The sequence below is a fragment of the Burkholderia sp. SJZ089 genome (genome assembly GCF_007828315.1).
Lineage (GTDB): Bacteria > Pseudomonadota > Gammaproteobacteria > Burkholderiales > Burkholderiaceae > Burkholderia > Burkholderia gladioli.
This window is the reverse complement of the sequence record NZ_VIUM01000021.1, coordinates 29774-46417: the sequence shown is the minus strand read 5'-3', so window position 1 is coordinate 46417 and position 16644 is coordinate 29774. Positions and strand designations below refer to the sequence as shown.

Annotated in this window: 16 protein-coding genes and 4 pseudogenes; 13 read left to right on the top strand and 7 right to left on the bottom strand. The window is 61.0% G+C overall.

What is annotated here, in order from left to right:
• Both FB600_RS30615 and FB600_RS30610 read left to right on the top strand, forming a co-directional pair.
• Positions 1-552 (top strand): oxidoreductase, encoded by a 552-nt coding sequence (locus tag FB600_RS30615; protein WP_145757904.1) that lies wholly within the window; start codon positions 1-3, stop codon positions 550-552.
• Positions 549-1934: a sensor histidine kinase gene (locus tag FB600_RS30610; RefSeq protein ID WP_096749280.1), complete on the top strand. Its 1386-nt coding sequence runs from the start codon at positions 549-551 to the stop codon at positions 1932-1934. The genes FB600_RS30615 and FB600_RS30610 overlap by 4 nt, the downstream gene beginning before the upstream one ends.
• A gap of 19 nt (positions 1935-1953) precedes the next feature.
• Here the strand turns inward: FB600_RS30610 and FB600_RS30605 are convergent, their stop codons facing one another.
• Complete coding sequence (locus tag FB600_RS30605) at positions 1954-2754, bottom strand: FkbM family methyltransferase (RefSeq protein ID WP_105819297.1); 801 nt, start codon at positions 2752-2754, stop codon at positions 1954-1956.
• 328 nt (positions 2755-3082) lie between these two features.
• Between FB600_RS30605 and FB600_RS30600 the strand changes: the two genes are divergently transcribed.
• Positions 3083-3712: an aldehyde dehydrogenase family protein gene (locus FB600_RS30600; protein ID WP_200055594.1), complete on the top strand. Its 630-nt coding sequence runs from the start codon at positions 3083-3085 to the stop codon at positions 3710-3712.
• A gap of 109 nt (positions 3713-3821) precedes the next feature.
• Here FB600_RS30600 and FB600_RS30595 read toward each other — a convergent pair whose 3' ends face one another.
• On the bottom strand, positions 3822-4214 hold the full coding sequence (locus tag FB600_RS30595) for a tautomerase family protein (protein WP_013697583.1): 393 nt from the start codon (positions 4212-4214) through the stop codon (positions 3822-3824).
• A 129-nt stretch (positions 4215-4343) separates the two neighbouring features.
• On the opposite strand from FB600_RS30595, the gene FB600_RS30590 reads away from it, so the two are divergent.
• The 3 genes and pseudogenes from FB600_RS30590 to FB600_RS30580 form a co-directional block, all read left to right on the top strand.
• Positions 4344-5270 (top strand): LysR family transcriptional regulator, encoded by a 927-nt coding sequence (locus FB600_RS30590; RefSeq protein WP_105819299.1) that lies wholly within the window; start codon positions 4344-4346, stop codon positions 5268-5270.
• 216 nt (positions 5271-5486) lie between these two features.
• Positions 5487-5672 (top strand): hypothetical protein, encoded by a 186-nt coding sequence (locus FB600_RS38235; protein ID WP_124076192.1) that lies wholly within the window; start codon positions 5487-5489, stop codon positions 5670-5672.
• 155 nt (positions 5673-5827) lie between these two features.
• Positions 5828-6136: pseudogene (locus FB600_RS30580) on the top strand (IS3 family transposase); the annotation flags it as partial.
• Positions 6137-6282: 146 nt separating this feature from the next.
• Here FB600_RS30580 and FB600_RS30575 read toward each other — a convergent pair.
• A complete protein-coding gene (locus tag FB600_RS30575; protein WP_096749283.1) occupies positions 6283-7239 on the bottom strand; it encodes a LysR family transcriptional regulator in 957 nt (318 codons plus the stop codon).
• A 104-nt stretch (positions 7240-7343) separates the two neighbouring features.
• Here FB600_RS30575 and FB600_RS30570 point away from each other — a divergent pair, with 104 nt between their 5' ends.
• Genes FB600_RS30570 through FB600_RS30560 form a run of 3 tightly spaced genes read left to right on the top strand, consistent with a single transcriptional unit; the run spans position 7344 to position 10986 of the window.
• Positions 7344-8459: an aryl-sulfate sulfotransferase gene (locus FB600_RS30570; RefSeq protein WP_145757903.1), complete on the top strand. Its 1116-nt coding sequence runs from the start codon at positions 7344-7346 to the stop codon at positions 8457-8459.
• Between the two features lie 38 nt (positions 8460-8497).
• On the top strand, positions 8498-9826 hold the full coding sequence (locus FB600_RS30565; protein ID WP_186467890.1) for a uracil-xanthine permease family protein: 1329 nt from the start codon (positions 8498-8500) through the stop codon (positions 9824-9826).
• Between the two features lie 53 nt (positions 9827-9879).
• A complete protein-coding gene (locus tag FB600_RS30560) occupies positions 9880-10986 on the top strand; it encodes a porin (protein ID WP_096749286.1) in 1107 nt (368 codons plus the stop codon).
• 124 nt (positions 10987-11110) lie between these two features.
• On the opposite strand, the pseudogene FB600_RS30555 reads toward FB600_RS30560, so the two are convergent.
• A pseudogene (locus tag FB600_RS30555) lies at positions 11111-11421 on the bottom strand (transposase); the annotation flags it as partial.
• An 83-nt stretch (positions 11422-11504) separates the two neighbouring features.
• Between FB600_RS30555 and FB600_RS30550 the strand changes: the two are divergent.
• Positions 11505-11780 (top strand): DUF1330 domain-containing protein, encoded by a 276-nt coding sequence (locus FB600_RS30550; protein ID WP_160293644.1) that lies wholly within the window; start codon positions 11505-11507, stop codon positions 11778-11780.
• 73 nt (positions 11781-11853) lie between these two features.
• Here the strand turns inward: FB600_RS30550 and FB600_RS30545 are convergent, their stop codons facing one another.
• The gene (locus FB600_RS30545) at positions 11854-12759 is read right to left on the bottom strand and encodes a LysR family transcriptional regulator (protein ID WP_080959612.1); all 906 of its coding nucleotides are present in this window, start codon (positions 12757-12759) and stop codon (positions 11854-11856) included.
• 164 nt (positions 12760-12923) lie between these two features.
• Between FB600_RS30545 and FB600_RS30540 the strand changes: the two genes are divergently transcribed.
• Both FB600_RS30540 and FB600_RS30535 read left to right on the top strand, forming a co-directional pair.
• Positions 12924-13766, top strand: a complete 843-nt coding sequence (locus FB600_RS30540) for an NAD(P)H-dependent oxidoreductase (protein ID WP_145757900.1) — start codon at positions 12924-12926, stop codon at positions 13764-13766.
• 83 nt (positions 13767-13849) lie between these two features.
• Positions 13850-14101: pseudogene (locus FB600_RS30535) on the top strand (transposase); the annotation flags it as partial.
• A 12-nt stretch (positions 14102-14113) separates the two neighbouring features.
• On the opposite strand, the gene FB600_RS30530 reads toward FB600_RS30535, so the two are convergent.
• Positions 14114-15271: an IS30 family transposase gene (locus FB600_RS30530; RefSeq protein WP_145757899.1), complete on the bottom strand. Its 1158-nt coding sequence runs from the start codon at positions 15269-15271 to the stop codon at positions 14114-14116.
• A 64-nt stretch (positions 15272-15335) separates the two neighbouring features.
• On the opposite strand from FB600_RS30530, the pseudogene FB600_RS30525 reads away from it, so the two are divergent.
• A pseudogene (locus FB600_RS30525) lies at positions 15336-16214 on the top strand (IS3 family transposase); the annotation flags it as partial.
• Between the two features lie 57 nt (positions 16215-16271).
• Here the strand turns inward: FB600_RS30525 and FB600_RS30520 are convergent.
• Positions 16272-16622, bottom strand: coding sequence for a nuclear transport factor 2 family protein (locus tag FB600_RS30520; protein ID WP_261383506.1), 351 nt, complete (start codon positions 16620-16622; stop codon positions 16272-16274).
• Positions 16623-16644 lie beyond the last annotated feature (22 nt).

Genomic DNA, 16644 nt, shown 5'->3' with positions numbered 1-16644 from the left:
ATGACGGTCCGACTCACACCAGGCAGGCAGGCCATGCGCCGCCGCGATCTCCTGCAGCGAATCGCCAGGGCGGGCATGTTCGGCGCCCTGGTTTTCTCCTGCCGGTCCGGCTTCGCCGATATCGTCCCTCTCGAGCTCACCGTGTCGGGCAACATCGATGCCCATACCGATGCCGGACGGACCCTCTACCGTTTCGATCGCGCCGCGCTCGAAGCCTTGCCCCAGTACGAGATGACGACGTCGACACCGTGGACCCCGGCCTGGACATTCCGCGGCCCGCGTCTCGAAGACATCCTGGAGCGGGTGCAAGCCCGGGGTTCGCGCATCGACATCGTGGCCTACGACGGTTATGTGCTCCATGACGTGCAGGTCAGCGACGTCAAGTCCTTCCATCCCCTGCTGGCCTACATGGCGAACCATGCCTACCTGCGCCTGCGCGACCTCGGCCCGCTGTTCCTGGTCTATTCCCGCGACGACGACCGCGAGATACTGAAAGCGGCCGACTACACCACGCGCGAGATCCGGCAGATCAAGGCGATCGTCGTCAAATGATCGATTTCTCCATCCGCCGGAATGCCTCGAAGCTGAAGTACTTCACCTTCGCGCTGGTGATGATTCTCGCCCTCTGGTTGATCTTCCTGGTCAGCATCACGCGCCAGCAGTCGATCTACCAACTGGTCGGCCCGAACGACAATCCCTACTGGAACGCCGCGCAATTTCGCACCGCCGCCGACGACTTCCAGGCATCCATGTTTCGTTACGCGCTGAATACCGAACACGACACGCAAAAGCTGAAATTCGATTACGAAATCCTGGTCTCGAAGTATTTCATCATCTCGCAGCATTCGGATTCGACCTATTTCGCCTATCAGCAGCCGCTGTACGCGACGACCATCGAAAAACTGAGGGAATCGTTCGCGCGCATGGACGCCTTGATGGACCGGTTTCCCCAGGGAGGGCCCGCCGTCACGCAATCGATACTGGATGAACTGGGCCATGTCGCCTTGTCCTACGACCAGTTCGTCAAGGCGATCGGCGCCGCCGATATCAAGCGCCGCGATGCCGTGCTGAAGAATGCGCTGCGGGACCGGGAAATCCTGCTCTACAGCAACATCGGCGTGTCGCTGCTCTACCTGATGGCGCTGCTCATGTTTGCCCGCTCGGCGCGTAACTTCGAAAAAGCCTATGAAACGGCGCGCCAGGTGGCGCATACCAAGCAGGTGTTCCTGGGCGCCATCAATCACGAATTGCGCAACCCGCTGCAGACCATCGTGTCCGCGACCGAGAACATCTCGCATTCGCCGCTGGACAGGGAAGCCATGCTGGCCGTGCTGAACATCGATCGCGCGGTCAAGCACATCGAAACGCACATGCGCGACCTGACCGATTTCCTCAAGCTCGATACCAACAAGATCAGCCTCGATATCGAGGAGATCGACCTAGCCGAGATCGTCTCGCGCGCCGCCAGGAAATTCGACGCGAGGGCAGCGGAGAAAGGGCTTCGGCTCGTCGCGACCCAGGAAACGAGCGCCACCTCGTTCATCTCGGACGAGCAGCGGGTGCAGCAGATCGTCGACAACCTGGTCGAGAATTCGATCAAGTACTCGAATCACGGCCTCGTCGAGATACGCTACGGCATCGACGGCCGGGCGCAGGGTTTTCCGGTCCACGTCGAGATCAGCGACGAAGGCATCGGCATGGACAAGGAGAAGATCCGTTTCCTGTTCTCGCCGTTCTTCCAGCATCAATTCCCCGGCAACCAGGCGATGCCGGGCTACGGCATGGGCCTGGCCGTGGTCCGCGGCCTGGTGCAGGTGCTGGGCGGAAAGATTGCCGTGGAAAGCGAGCCCGGGAAAGGCACGGCCTTCCGGGTCCTGCTGCCCTACGAATCAGGGCCGCCCGACAGGCGTTTCGCGCAACCCGACGCGGAGTAAGGCGCGGGTTCCCTCACGCTCACCGGGGCGGGTTGGCCACCAACTCACGGATGCCGGCCAGATCGGCATCGGCCTCGTGCACGGCCAGCACGTTCGGCCCGACATCCAGCACTTCGTAGCCCAGGGACAGCAGGGACGATTCGATCTGCGCGAAATCGGATTTGATTTTCTCGATGAACAGCACCGGGCGCGACGACTCGAGCGTTCGGATCGCGCCTTTGATCACCTCCTGCTCCATCCCTTCCACGTCGATCTTCACGAGATCGACGTGGTCCTGGCGCAGCGAGTCGATCCGGACCAGGGGCACGTCATAACCGCGGTCGTAATCCGGGGCTTGCCCGATATCCTCGTTGGAATCCGCTTTCCTGAGCTCCAGGCTCCCGAAGCTCGATTTCTTCTGGTAGTCGACATGGGGCACCTTCAGGACGCCGTCTTCGGCGCCCACCGCCACATTCCTAGCATCGACGTTGAAGCAGTTGTTGATGGCGATATTCCCGCACAGCGCGTAGTAGATCGCCTTCTGGGCCTCGATGGCGACGACGCTTCCGGTTTCCGACAATTCCCGCGCCAGTTCGATGGTGTGCACCCCGATATTCGCGCCGCAGTCGATCGCGACGATTTTTCTTTTCCCCTTCAATTGCCGTTTCTTCAAGCGGAGGACCGACACCAGCAGATCGATATCGGACTTGTAGAAACCGCCGGTCTCCAGCAGGTTGAACCCGACGCCGTAGGTGCCGTATTGCTCGCTCTGGTTTTCGTCGTTGCGATTGACGATCAGGGTGCCATGAACGGTGGATGCCACGATGTACGAGATTTTCATATCGAATTCGAACTATGCGCCGGGTCGCCACTCATGGCTTTACGGATACGGAATAGACAGAAGCATTGCCCTCACGCGTCGATGAAGAAAGCAATCGCCAGGATTTCTACGCGAGATTCATGCCATTTCTTCGGCTCGACCGCTCCGCACTCTAACATCGGGCCACATCGCGATCAACGGCGCCCGGTGGTTCCTGCACGAACCGTGCGTCGGTTCGACAATACATACCGGTAGCGACCCGGAGGCGCTGGGTGGAGCGGCATGTATCGGACGTGCCGTCATCCGATAGGCATGCAGAATTTCACGCCGCTCAAAAGCATTCGCGCGAATGATGCGCGCACCCGATGCAGCTTGCCTGCCCGAGTGCATCTGCGCCAAGCGCTTCGTGCTGCACGAGAACATCGCCGACCAGTTCCTCGAGAAGTTCACTGCGGCGATGACGGCCGTGAAGATCGGTGATCCGCTCGACGAAAGCACCAGGCTGGGCCCCCTGTCGTCCGCCGAGGCGGTGAAGGGGCTGTCGCGGCAGGTCGAGCGCGCGCTGGCGCACGGCGCCACGCTGCACCTGGGCGGCAAGGCACTCGAAGGCAAGGGCAACTTCTTCGATCCGACCATCCTGACCCATGTCGCTCGCGACAACCCGGCCTACTTCGAGGAGTTCTTCGGCCCGGTCGCCCAGGTGTATGTCGTGAAGAACGACGACGAGGCGGTCGAACTGGCCAACGACTCGCGCTACGGCCTGGCGGGCGCGGTGTTCTCGCGGAACATCGAACGCGCCAAGTCGCTGGCCTCGCGCATCGAGACCGGTGCGGTCTGGATCAACAGCTTCGCCAGCGCCGCCCCCGAGCTGCCCTTCGGCGGCGTGAAGCGCTCAGGCTACGGCCGCGAGCTGTCCGAGCTCGGCATCAAGGAGTTCGTCAACCAGAAGCTGGTTCTCGTCGCCAACGCCGGGGCTTGAGACAAGTATCGATCGCCGGAGACGGCCTGCAGGTCGCCGCCTCCGGTGATCCAGCCTCGATCCCGGGCTGACGGGCCCGGGCATCGCCAGGGCTCGCCCCGGCACGCCATCACGCCTTCGGCGCGTATTGCATCTCGCCATTGCCGAACGACCAGTCCTCGCGCGCGACATCGACCAGGCTGATCCAGACGTCCTCCTTGCGCACGCCGACCTTGGCGTGGATGCCATCCGCGATGGCACGATAAAACGCCTTCTTGACCTCGACGGTGCGCCCGGCATTCCAGGTCACCTGGATGAAAACGATGCCCGGGGTGTAATCCACGCCAAGGTAACCTTCGGCCGGATAGACGAGCTCGTCCGGGGCGTGGCGCGAAATGATCTGGAACTTGTCGTGCTCCGGCACGTTGGCGATATTGACCATCGCCTCATACACCGTCTCGCTCACGGCGGCGACGACTTCGGGCGATGCGGACTTCGACAGATCGATACGGACGAGGGGCATTTCATTCTCCTGGTGTGAGGCGGCAAGCCTCGTGAGAGGGCACTGGCGCAAAACGATGCCTAAGCGTAGGCTGGCGCTTGCATTTCCTCAAGCGAATGATATTCATGGAAAACATGACGGAACGGAATAATGATCGATGAGCTGAAGTCCTTCGTCACGGTCGTCGACGCGGCCTCCCTGACCCGCGCCGCCGACGTCCTGTGCGTGTCGCAATCGACGATCTCCAAGCGCATCCAGCGTCTCGAGGAACTGATGGGCGGCGTGCTGTTCGACCGCAATGCCAAGCCGCCGCTACCGACGGCGCTGGCCAAGCGCGTCTACGAACAGGCGGTGCCGGTCTTGCGCGCACTTGAGCAGTTGCAGGACATCGCCCACGAGGATTCGCCGCCGTCGGGGACCTTGCGCTTCGGCCTGCCCCAGGCCGTCACGGACATCGTGCTGTTCGATGCGGTGACCGGCATGAAGCGCCGGTTTCCCGAACTCGACGTGCAGTTGCTCACCGACAGCAGCCCCAGGCTGCAGGAGCGGGTGGACGACGGATCGCTCGATGTCGCGATGCTGATACTGCCCTCGGGGGCGGCGTCGCCGGCCGGCCTGGCGGGCAACCGGGTCGCCCGCTTCGACGTGAAAGTCGTGCAGAGCACGGACCAGCCGCTGGTCGCGCGCAGGACCGACATGCATGCGCTGGCTGCCCATGGATGGATCCTCAATCCTGACGGTTGCGGTTATCGCGCGGCGCTGGAACGCGCCATGACGGACAAGGGACAAGCCGTCAGGCTGAGCATCGATACCTACGGCACCGACATGCAATTGCGACTGGTGGCCAGCGGTCTCGGCCTCGGCCTGGTGCCGATCGACGTGCTGCGGGCCAGCAAATGGCATCGCAAGCTGAGCGTGGTGGAAGTCAGCGATTTCGCCCTGGCAATCGACCTCTGGCTGGTCCATCCACGCTATCTGGGGAATCTCCGGCAGGCCGTCGAGGTGCTGCGTGAATCGATCGTGGCGTCGTTCGATGGGCAGTCGGCGCGCGGTGCGAAAGGCGCTGCATCGCGGTAAGGAGCGCCCCGCCGGTCCAAACACGACACGTGATCGAATCGGCGCGCCGCGGCCTCGTTTCGCCGCAGCGCGCGGTTGCGCCAGCAGCACGTCGGCGCCCGACGCGACCTGCTCTCCCTGGCCCGCAAGCTATCCGCTTGCGTTCCGGCTCAGCGGACAGAGATCGATCAACGATCGAGCCGCCGCACCGTAGAACACAGCTAGGCGCAAGCCTCCGTGCCGATCCCCGATTCGAGCATCGCGCGGCCGAACAAGGCGATGCTTGCCGACGCCCATTGTGCGGTAATCCTCCCGCCCAGTAAGCAGGATCAGAAGTGGAATTCCCAGCAACGGGAGTTCTACGCAATGAAGAAGTCGAAGTTCACAGATAGCCAGATCATGGATGCACTGAAGCTGGCGTAGCGGCGCCAGAGATTTGCCGGGGAGCTGGACGTCGGCACGGCGACGTTCTACAACTGGCGCAGCAAGTACGGCGGGATCGACGTGTCGCTGATGGCGCGAACAGCAGCCCGACCCGACGAGCAGCGCCGGGAACGCCTGACGCGGGGGTTGGGGCACCGGGACTGCTATTACAGTCCGACAGAGGGGCGCAATATGCAAGCCAGGCCTACCGAAAGCTGGCCGCCGGATTCAGGGCAACGATCTCCATGAGTCGTCGTGACAATGCGGGGGACAACGCCCCGATGGAAAGCTTCTTCAAGACCCTGAAAGTCGAGAGAATCTACCAGGTCCGCTACGAAACGCGAGCGCAGGCTCGCCTCGATATCGTTGACTGGATCGAAGGCTATGACAATCGCGAGCGCCTGCATACCTCGAATGGCTTTCTCACGCCTGTCGCCTACGAGGCCGCGATGATCGCAGCGTGATCTGCTGTACGTGGAAACGAGGCAGGATCATTTCCGAGCTGGCGCCGCTGCGCAAGCGGCAATTCCAGCCGCACGATTCAAACAAGCCCCGCGGGTCAATGTCCAGGCGCAGCGCCGCAGCCGACGTCCCCGACGGGCACGCTAGCTCAAGTGAGCCGCGTGCCCCGTTTCGGGGCCGCTTGCGTCGCGAGGTGGAAACGATCCTCGATGGTCTCGATCGCCTGGCCGAGAAACTGCAGGAACATGCCCATCGCCACGGTGGACGTCAGGTCGGAGCGTTGATACAGGCAACTGGACGATTGAGCGCCCGCGTCGGCGAGGGGTGTCCACGCAAGCTTGCGCTGCGCCACATCCTCCGCGACGTTCTCCGCGATCAGAAAGCCGACGCCCACGCCGTCCGCCACGAGCCGGCGAACCATCGCCACCGAACTGGTCTCCACCAGCGGACGCGCCTTGCGACGCTCGCGATGATCGATCTGGTCCACCATCAATCGCAACTCGGTATCCGGTGTCATCAGAATCAGCGGGTAGTCGAGGCACTCGCGCAAGCGTGGACGCTTTTGCAGCTTGGTGAGCGGATGCCCTGGAGGCGTGACGAGCCCGAGATGTTGCACGAACGCGCGCACCTCCACCACGCCGGGCGGCGGCTTGCGGCGCAGGCCATAACCGATATCCGCCTCGCCGGTTTCCACCCACTTCAGGATGCTTTCCCCATTGCCCGATCGCACGCTATAGGTCACGCCCGGATAGCGCTTCATCGCAGCCTGAATCGCATCGGGCACCAGTCGTTCGGCCGACGAGGGCGACACCGCCAGATTCACATGTCCACGACGCAGTGAGCGCAGATCCTCGACTTGCGTCATCGCATTGTCGAAATCGCGCTGACCTCGCCGCACCGCGGCAATGATGATCTCCCCCGCGGTGGTGAGTTGCATGCCGCGCGGCAAGCGGTCGAACAGAGGCGAGCCGACCTGTTCCTCCAGATTGAGGATCTGCTGGTGCACCGCGGCGGCGGTCAGGTGCAGCGCTTGAGCTGCCTTGCGGATCGAACCGCGCCTGACCACCTCGTCGAAACAACGAAATGTCTGTGATATTGGACGCATGCCTATACCGTATGGTTTTTCCATACGGCCTGTATAGAACAATCAGATTTTCCTGACGCCGCGAATAGCCTAGATTTTGCTCCATCATCTTAGCGGAGCAAAATGTGACCACCACAGTCGATCAAATCACCCAGCGGCGCCGCGGCGTAGGCCTGATTGCACACGACCCGGAGCTGTCCGCTGGCGGCTACACGCTGATTGCGCCCCAGACGGCGGGTGGCCGCGTATACCTCGTCGACATGGGCGGAGAGCTCGTGCACGAGTGGCGGATGCCGGTGCGCCCCGGCCGCCATGCGGTGATTCTGCCGAACGGCAATCTCGGTTACAACGGCAACCATGCGGGTTCGGAAGACCGCTACGCGCCGTGGTCGATGTGGCATGGCGGCGATTTCTACGAAGTCACGCCGCAGGGAGAGGTGGTCTGGCGTTACCAGGACCCCGCTCACCACCATGACGCGCAGTGGCTGCCGAACGGCAACCTGCTGTACGCCGCGTGCGCGCCGGTGCCCGCAGGCTTCGCGGAACGCGTGCCTGGCGGCACGGGGCACGGCCCCGACGAGATCATGTACGGCGACGTGATCCGCGAAGTGAATCGTGCCGGCGAACTGCTGTGGGAATGGAAGACCTGGGAGCATCTGAACCCCGAGGACTTTCCGATAGCGCCGGGATTCGGTCGCTATCACTGGCCGCTCGTCAACGGGCTTGGTGTGAATGCGCAAGGCGAGGTGCTGATGAGCTTGCGCACCACGTCGGGCATTATCGCGGTCGACCGGCGCACGGGCGGCGTAACGACCCATATTCCGCCGAGCGTGGTCTCGCATCAGCACGCGCCCGTCGCCCTCGCGAATGGCAACATTCTTACGTTCGACAACGGCAACTTCCGCACCGGCTCGCACGTGGCATTCTCGCGCGTGCTCGAGATCGATCCGGCGAGCCATGAGGTGGTGTGGTCATACGCCGACGACATGGTGAACATGTTCTACAGTGCCTTCATGGGCAATGCGCAACGCCTCGCGAACGGCAACACCCATATCACGGAGTCGGCCACCGGGCGTCTGTTCGAAGTGACGCCGGCTGGCGAGGTGGTATGGGAATACGTGATTCCGTGGTTCGACGAATATCCGGACGAAGCGGCGCGCCGAACCGGCCCGGGTCGACTGAACAGCGTGTTTCAGACGTTCCGCTACGGCCGCGAGCAACTGCCGTGGTTGCGCGGATGAGCACCGCGCCTCATTGCGCTTCGAACTCCGAGGACAACGTGAATCCAGAACCCGCCATTCATAGCGTCGACGCACGCCTGCCCGCCTGGCAACTCGTGCTGTTCGGCCTGCAACACGTGTTGTCGATGGCCGCTTCGCCTGTCACCGCGGTCGTTCTGGTGTCGCGCATGCTGTCGCTGCCGTCGGAGCTGACGGTCCACCTGATCGGCGCGACCTTCTTCGCGTGCGGCGTGGGCACGCTGCTGCAGTCCCTCGGCGCCGGCGCGGTGGGTGCCCGCCTGCCGTTCGTGATGGTGCCCGGCGGGGCACCCGCCATGCTGTTCGCCATGATCGCGACGCAAACCGATTTGCGCACGGCGGCGGGCGCGGCGATTCTCACGAGCCTGTTCTACTGGGCCGTGCTACCGGTCTTCGCGCGCTGCCTGCGATTTTTTCCGCGCGTGGTGGTCGGCACGATGCTGCTGCTCGTCTCGGTGAGTCTCATCAAGATCTACGCCGGCATCGTGGTCGGGCAATCGGGCACGCCGGGCATCGCGCGCCCTCAGTCACTCGGCCTCGCGCTCGCCACGATCGTGGCCACGCTCGCGGCAGCGCGCCTGCTCAAGGGCACCTTGGGCAGGATCGCGGTGCTGCTCGGGCTCGTTGCCGGCACCTTCATGGCTTGGGCCATGGGGCTGATGTCTACCGGCGACCTGTGGAGCGGCCCGCTCTTCGCACTGCCGAGCCTGCTGCCGTTCGGCACGCCGCGTTTCAACTTGCTTGCCGCGCTGCCCCTGCTGATTTTCTGCGTGATCTCGATGGCCGAAGCGACCGGGCAAACCGTCGCCGTCGGCGAAATCACCGGCAGGAAGATCGATATGCGCCGCGACGTGCAGCGCACGATTCGCGGTGATGCGCTCGCGTCATTGATGGGCTCGCTGCTCGGCACCTCGCTCATCATCACGAGCGCGGAGAATATCGGCGTCGTGCAGGCCACCGGCGTGCGTTCCCGTTACGTTACCGCAATGGCCGGCGTGATGCTGATCCTGGTCGCCCTGCTCGCGCCGTTCGGGCGTTTCGCTTACGCGATCCCCGCGCCGGTGGTCGGCGGCACCGCGCTGATCGTGTTCGCGCTGATCGGCGTGATGGGCATCAACCTGCTCGGCAAGGTCGACCTGCATGCGCGAGGCAACCAGTACACGCTGGCGGCGGCGCTCGTGGTCGGGCTGATACCGGTGCTGGTACCCAACGTGTACGCGTGGTTCCCCGCCTCGCTGCAGATCGTGCTGGGCAACGGCATGGCCGCCGGCACGCTAACGGCCATCGTGGTCAATCTGGTGTTTGGTGCTTGGCGCCACTCATCGGCCGAGAAAATCCGGACCACCTGATTTCCGCCTCGTCGCTCCTCGCAGCCCTCCTCCCAACGCCTCACCCATACCTCATGAAACACAAAATCGCCTTACACGCGACACTGGTCGCGGGCTCGGCCGCGCTCGTCGTTTCCTCGACCGCATTAGCGCAGAGCAGTGTGACGCTATATGGCAGTCTGGATGCGGGCCTCGGTTACGTGAGCAACCTGCACGGCTCGGCGGCTTATATCGCGGAACAGGGCACCTTGCAGGCCGACCGCTTCGGCTTTCAGGGTGTCGAAGAGATCGGTGCAGGCCGCTCCGTGGTGTTCAGGCTCGAAAGCGGGTTCGTCACGACGACGGGTGCCTCGGCGAGCAGCAGCACCTTCTTCAATCGCCAGGCCTATGTAGGCCTGGCCGATTCGACGTTCGGAACGGTAACGCTCGGCCGCCAGACGGACTGGAATTTCGATTGGCTCGGCTCGGTCTCGACCGGGCAGTTACTCGGCAATTTTTCCGCGTTTCACCCCGGCAATCTGGACGGTCTCGGCAGCACCCTGCCCGTACAATTGTCGAGCACGGTGAAATGGAAAAGCGCGAACTATCGCGGCTTGACGCTCGGCGCGCTGTATGGATTTCCCGGTGCGGCGGCCAGCAATACCGGTGGGCGGAGCGTCAGCTTGGGCACCCACTACACGAACGGCCCGCTCAAGCTGATTGCGGTGTACTCCGAATATCGCGACCGCTCGCTGCCACTTTCGAGTGGCCTTGGACTGACTTCGTTCAACGGCCAGGCGCTGGCGTCCGGTGCGAGCTTCATTGCGAAACAAGTGCGTGACATGGGCATCGGCGGATCGTACCGATTCGAGCGGGTGATGCTGCATGCGCTCGCCACCGACGTACGGATCGCTTCGAACGGCGGCAGCAAGCACTTTCGCAGCTTCGACGGCGGCGCCAATCTGCGCCTGACACCGGCCGAGGAAATCGCGGCGGGCGCATGGACCGCGACGCTCGACGGGCGCCGCTGGACGCAGTTCACGGTGGCCAATGTGTATTCGTTGTCGAAAACCACGCAGTTGTACGCCGACCTGATGTTCGAAACCGCGGGCGACGGCGCCGTGGCCAATACGCTGGGCATCGGCGCCGCGTCAAACGGACGGCAGACGGTGTTTCTCAGCGGAATCCATCACCTGTTCTGAGCATGCTGATGCGTCTGCGTTCAGGCACGGCCAAGGATATGCTGTTCATCATGTTCGAGGACGAAACGGGGCAAACCAATGTGGTCGGCTGTCCCGATCCACTTGCGCGGCGCCGGCGGAAATGGCTGGACATCGCATGCATGGCCATCTCACGCCGGCAAGATGGCCTCAATCTTTTTTTGCGAGCGCCTCCGCCACGATCTCAGCCTTGATCTTCTCCTCGACGTACATCTTGCGCAGCCGAGCGTTCTCGGCCTCCAGCTCCTTCATCCGCGCGATCAGCGAAACATCCATGCCACCGTACTTCGAACGCCATTTGTAGAACGTTGCCGTGCTGATGCCCAACTCTCGACACAGGTCCGGTACCGCCAGTCCTGCCTCCACGCGCTTCAGCGCGTCCATGATCTGGCTGTCCATGAATCTCGACTTCTTCATTCCGTAGAACTCCCTCAATGAGAAAATTCTACTTCTGATCACCCCGGTTTTTCGGGGGGATTACCACCCCCGAAGGTGGCTTGGTGACTGCGTTTGTAGTTGTCGAAATCAGAGATGTGGACGAAAAGAGTCATGTCACCAGCGCATTAACGACACGGTCTATTGCGCATCATGGTGGACAAATAGTCATGTGGGGCAGCGCTGCTTATCCAGACATGATCGCAAACTTTGCGCGCGCACTTATCATTCAATTTCCAAGTGCTGGCGCCGCACACCACTGGTACAAAACCGGCGATAACGCGAGAGCCGGATCGACGCAAAGAGAAAACATCAACATCCGAGTGATGCTAATAAGTTGAATTTCGCCAACACGACGCACGGAAGGACCACTTTTCAGAGGAACCTTTCTCAGTCGTCATATCTCCGCGCCGGCTAATCATCCCCCTTAATGCTCGAACCGATAAGCTCCCGTAACCATTGATGCGAAAGGTCGCGATGTGACCGTTCGTGCCACAGCATTACCATTTCGTACCCGGGAACCTCGACCGGCGGCGCGACCGATCGTAATTTGGATTCGCCTTTAAGCAGGCGCGATGGGAGCATCGCAACCAAGTCCGTACGCGACAATACGTCTTGTACGAAGGTGAAATGGGGCACTGAAAGCACGACTCGCCTCTTCAGACCAAGCTGTGCCAAAGTCATATCAGTGACGCCGACAAATCCACCTCCATCCGGTGACACGATTACATGATCCAGCTTGCAAAACTGCGACACGGTAACCTTTCGCTTGAGTCGAGGATGATCAGGTCGTCCGACCAACACATACTTTTCCTGAAACAAGGTCTTTCGGCGTAAGCCGGCAGGTGCTTCGTCCGCCGTATGGAATGCTAGATCAACTTCACCAATTTCGCATTGTCTGGCGATGAGACGCGGTGCGATCTGCGTAACGCTAACGCGAGTATTCGGCGCATATTCACGCAGCCTTGGAAGCGTGGGGAGCAGTACCGTCGTTTCACTGTAATCCGTCGCGGCAATCTTCCAAGTTAGTGCCGCGGTGTATGGGTCAAACGGCTGTAACGGCGACATGACTTCGTTCAGGGCAGCCAAGGCCACGGAAAGCGACTCCCGCAGCGAGTCGGCCCTTGCCGTTGGTCGCATACCACGAGGCCCGGGCAAAAGCAGAGGATCCTTGAAGACTCTTCTAAGTTTCGATAGGTGGACGCTGACAGACGGCTGCGACAGGTTGAGGCGCTCGGCCGCCCGACTCACGTTGTGCTCCTCAAGCAATACATTGAGCGTGCGCAGAAGGTTCAGGTCGAGACTACGCAAATTATCCATTACAATACCAGGTATCTATGAAATTCATTTCCACTATACCTGATCACCATTTACGCTGCATGCTTCACCATCAACACGATGAACGGTGAAAGTCCTTAGGGCTGTCTAGCTTTGAGGCGAACGGTCGAAAGCCGCCTCTTCCCTTTCTTATTCAGGATCACCGCATGAGCAACGTTCTTATCGTCCACGCCCATCCAGAGGCCCAGTCGCTGACCGGCTCTTTGAAGAACCTCGCGGTCGAAACGCTGACCGCGCAGGGCCATCAGGTTCAAGTATCTGACCTCTATGCCATGCACTGGAAGGCCGTCGCCGATGCAGCCGATTTCCCGCAGCGAAAAAACGCCGATCGGCTACGCTATGCATCGGAATCAGGCAACGCCTTCGCCACGGGTACCCAACCCGCCGATATCGTGGCTGAGCAGCAGAAGCTGCTGTGGGCCGACGCGGTCATCCTCACCTTCCCGTTGTGGTGGTTCAGCGCGCCGGCGATCCTGAAGGGTTGGGTCGAGCGCGTCTATGCGCATGGCTTCGCTTACGGCGTTGGCCCGCATGGTGGTGAACGCTGGGGTGATCGGTATGGTGAAGGAACGCTAGCCGGTCGCCGGGCGATGATTGTCGTCAGCATCGGCGGCCGCGAGCCGCACTACAGCGAGCGCGGCGTCAATGGCCGACTCGACGAGATCTTGTGGCCCATCCAGCATGGACAGCTCTTCTATCCGGGCATGGATGTTATGCCACCCTTCCCCATCTACCAGAGCGACCGCCTGTCTGAAGAGCACTGGGTGGAAGTCGCGGCAGCCTTCAAGGTCCGGATGGAGAATCTCTTCACCGACACGCCAATCCCGTATCGCACTCAGAATGGCGGACACTATGATGGACAGCAGGTGCTCAAGCCCGGTCTCGGTTCCGGAGAAACCGGCCTCCGCATCCACCTGGCGAAACAGGGCGATCCTGTTGAGAATCTGGACTCAGCCGAATCACAGCCCGCGGCGCTTGCCCGCACCTGATCAGGATTGCCAATCATGCGCGCGTGGACTGCCCAGGGAATACTAGACGCCGCTGGCCTATGATTTGAGCATAGGAGGTCGTCATGAGCGCACAGAGATTTACCCCGGAATTCAAACAGGAAGCGGTTCGGCAAATCACCGAGCGGGGCTACTCCGTGGCCGAAGTTTCGGCCAGGCTGGGCGTATCTGCTCATAGCCTGTACAAGTGGGTCAAGGCGGTCAAGCCCGACAAGTCCGAGGCGCAAGCCGGCGAACTATTGGAAGCCAAGCAGGAGGTGCTTCGCCTGCGGGCTCAGATGCGTCGTCTCGAAGAAGAACGAGACATCCTAAAAAAAGCCTCGGTAGGTTCAACGAGTCGCTGCAACAGCCTCGCATAGTTTATCGGCCGGAGACATGAAGCCCAATGTCTTTCTGGGCCTTTCATTGAGCCGCGCTGCGATCTTGTTCAGTTCCGCCTGTGAGTATTGATCAAGTTGCGTACCGTGGGGCAAGTACTGACGCAGGAGTCGGTTCGTGTTTTCGTTGGTACCACGTTGCCAAGGACTTCGCGGGTCGCAGAAATAGACCTTCACGTCCGTGGCGATCGTAAAGTCTTTGTGGCTTGCTAGCTCCATGCCGCGGTCCCAGGTGAGCGACTTGCGTAGATGCTGCGGCAACCGCTTGACTTCGCGCTTCAGGCCCGCCACAACGCTCACCGTGTCCTTTCCCTTTACCTTGACGATGATGGTGAACCTCGAGCGCCGCTCGACCAACGTGGCGACATGGGTATTGTTGGCGCCACTGACAAGATCGCCTTCCCAATGACCGGGCACCGCACGGTCGGCTGCTTCAGTTGGCCGCTCGTGAATCGAAACCGCGTCAGCAATCTTATTGCGAGCACCCTTCGTGCTGGACGAGCGTGAATGACGCATCTTCCGTTGGGTCCGCAAGTGATACTGCAGTTCCTTCTTCAGAACGCCGCGCGTTTGCACAAACAGGCTGCGATAGATCGTCTCGTGAGACACGCGCATCGCCTCGTCATCGGGATATCGGTTCTTGAGCCAACCGCTCACTTGCTCTGGAGACCATTCGCGGCAAAGCTTACGCTCGACCGCATAGCGTAGGCGTCGGTTCTGCTCTAGGAGGCAGCATTTGGGCCGCAGAGCAGCCTGCAAGGCTCGCTCATCCGCTTCCAGAGCTCGATAGTGGTCCGTTCCTCCGTTACGCGCAATCTCACGGGAAATCGTGGAAGGCGCGCGGTTCAACTGGCGGGCAATCGCTCGAATTGAAAGTCCAGCCGAGACGCCACGCGAGATATCTTCACGTTCACTCAAGGTTAATGCCCGCAGCGATCGCTTACGAGCAGTAGGGGTGTACCCCCCGCATAGTCGGATCACGCCGTAGATCGAGCCCGCAGGCTTGTCTAGCGCTTTCCCAATGCCAAGAAGCGATTCACCTGCCCGCCACCGCCGCCAAACCTCGGACTTGCCTTCTGGCGACAACCCCGGCCTTCCCATTTGTGCCATTCGTCAACCCTCCTTCATTCGATATTAATAGGAAGGTGTTGCAACCATCCATTGAACCTACCTCGCGATACTTTGCCAGGGAGCCCGAGTGAAGTATCGCTTCATCAACGACCATCGGCATGAATTTCGTGTCGCTACGATGTGCCGAATGCTGGACGTTGCGCGTGCGGGCTACTATCACTGGCTGCATTTCCCGATGTCTGACCGAGATACCGAGGATCAGCGGCTGCTTGGACTGATTCGGGACTCATATACAGCCAGCTACGGCGTTTATGGTGCGCGTCGCGTGTGCTGCGACCTACGCGAGGTGGGTGAAGTTTGCAGCAAGAACCGAGTGGCCAAAATCATGCAACGCAACGGTATCAAGGCGATTCGAGGATACAAGTCGCCTCGTCGCGCTGCTGGCCGGCCGTCGACTCTCGCGCCCAATCGACTGAACCGACAATTCACCGTCGAAGCGGCAGACCGTGCCTGGGTCACGGACATCACGTATCTGCGAACTTGGCAGGGCTGGCTTTATCTGGCGGTAGTACTGGACCTCTATTCGAGAAAAGTTGTGGGCTGGGCAATGAAGCCCACGCTTGCTCGCGAGCTGGTTCTCGACGCGCTGTTGATGGCGATTGTGCGCCGCCAACCGAAGCAATCCGTGTTGGTTCATTCCGACCAGGGGAGTCAATACGGCAGTGACGAATGGCGTCGCTTCTGCCAATCACACAAGCTCGAGCCTTCGATGAGTCGGCGCGGCAATTGCTGGGACAACGCCGTGGCGGAATCCTTTTTCAGCAGCCTGAAGAAAGAGCGAATCCGCAAACGTATCTATAAAACCCGGGATATGGCGCGTGCCGACGTCTTCGACTACATCGAGGTCTTTTACAATCGAACCCGTCGCCATAGTCATCTTGGCGGCCTGAGTCCCGAGGCCTTTGAACAGGCCGCGGCGTGAGGGTCGGGGGTGTCTAGTGTGCTCTGGGCAGTCCAAAAAGCGGATCACTCCGTCGAATTAAAGTTGCGCTGCTTCCTCTCTGACCGCCGTGGATTGGAAATGTCGCAGGCGCCAGATGCCGTCACACCGGTACCATGTTTCACTCACGTAGCTGTGTGTGCATATCTCATTCGACGGGTTCGTTTTGAGACGTGCGTGCATACGCTGAAACAGCCCGACGCTCGCCATGTCGACGCTCTCCGAGAAGTTCGCGATACGAGTTCGAATGTCCAATATCTGCAGCGTATACCTGAAGAAATCGATCACTTCCACTTTTCCCTGTACGACTCCCGTGGAATGCACGTAGACCAGATCTTCGTCCAACAGGTCTGCGAGGCCGACCATGTCACCGGCAGCAAGCCGTCTCACACGCTCGCCATGCCGCTCAAGC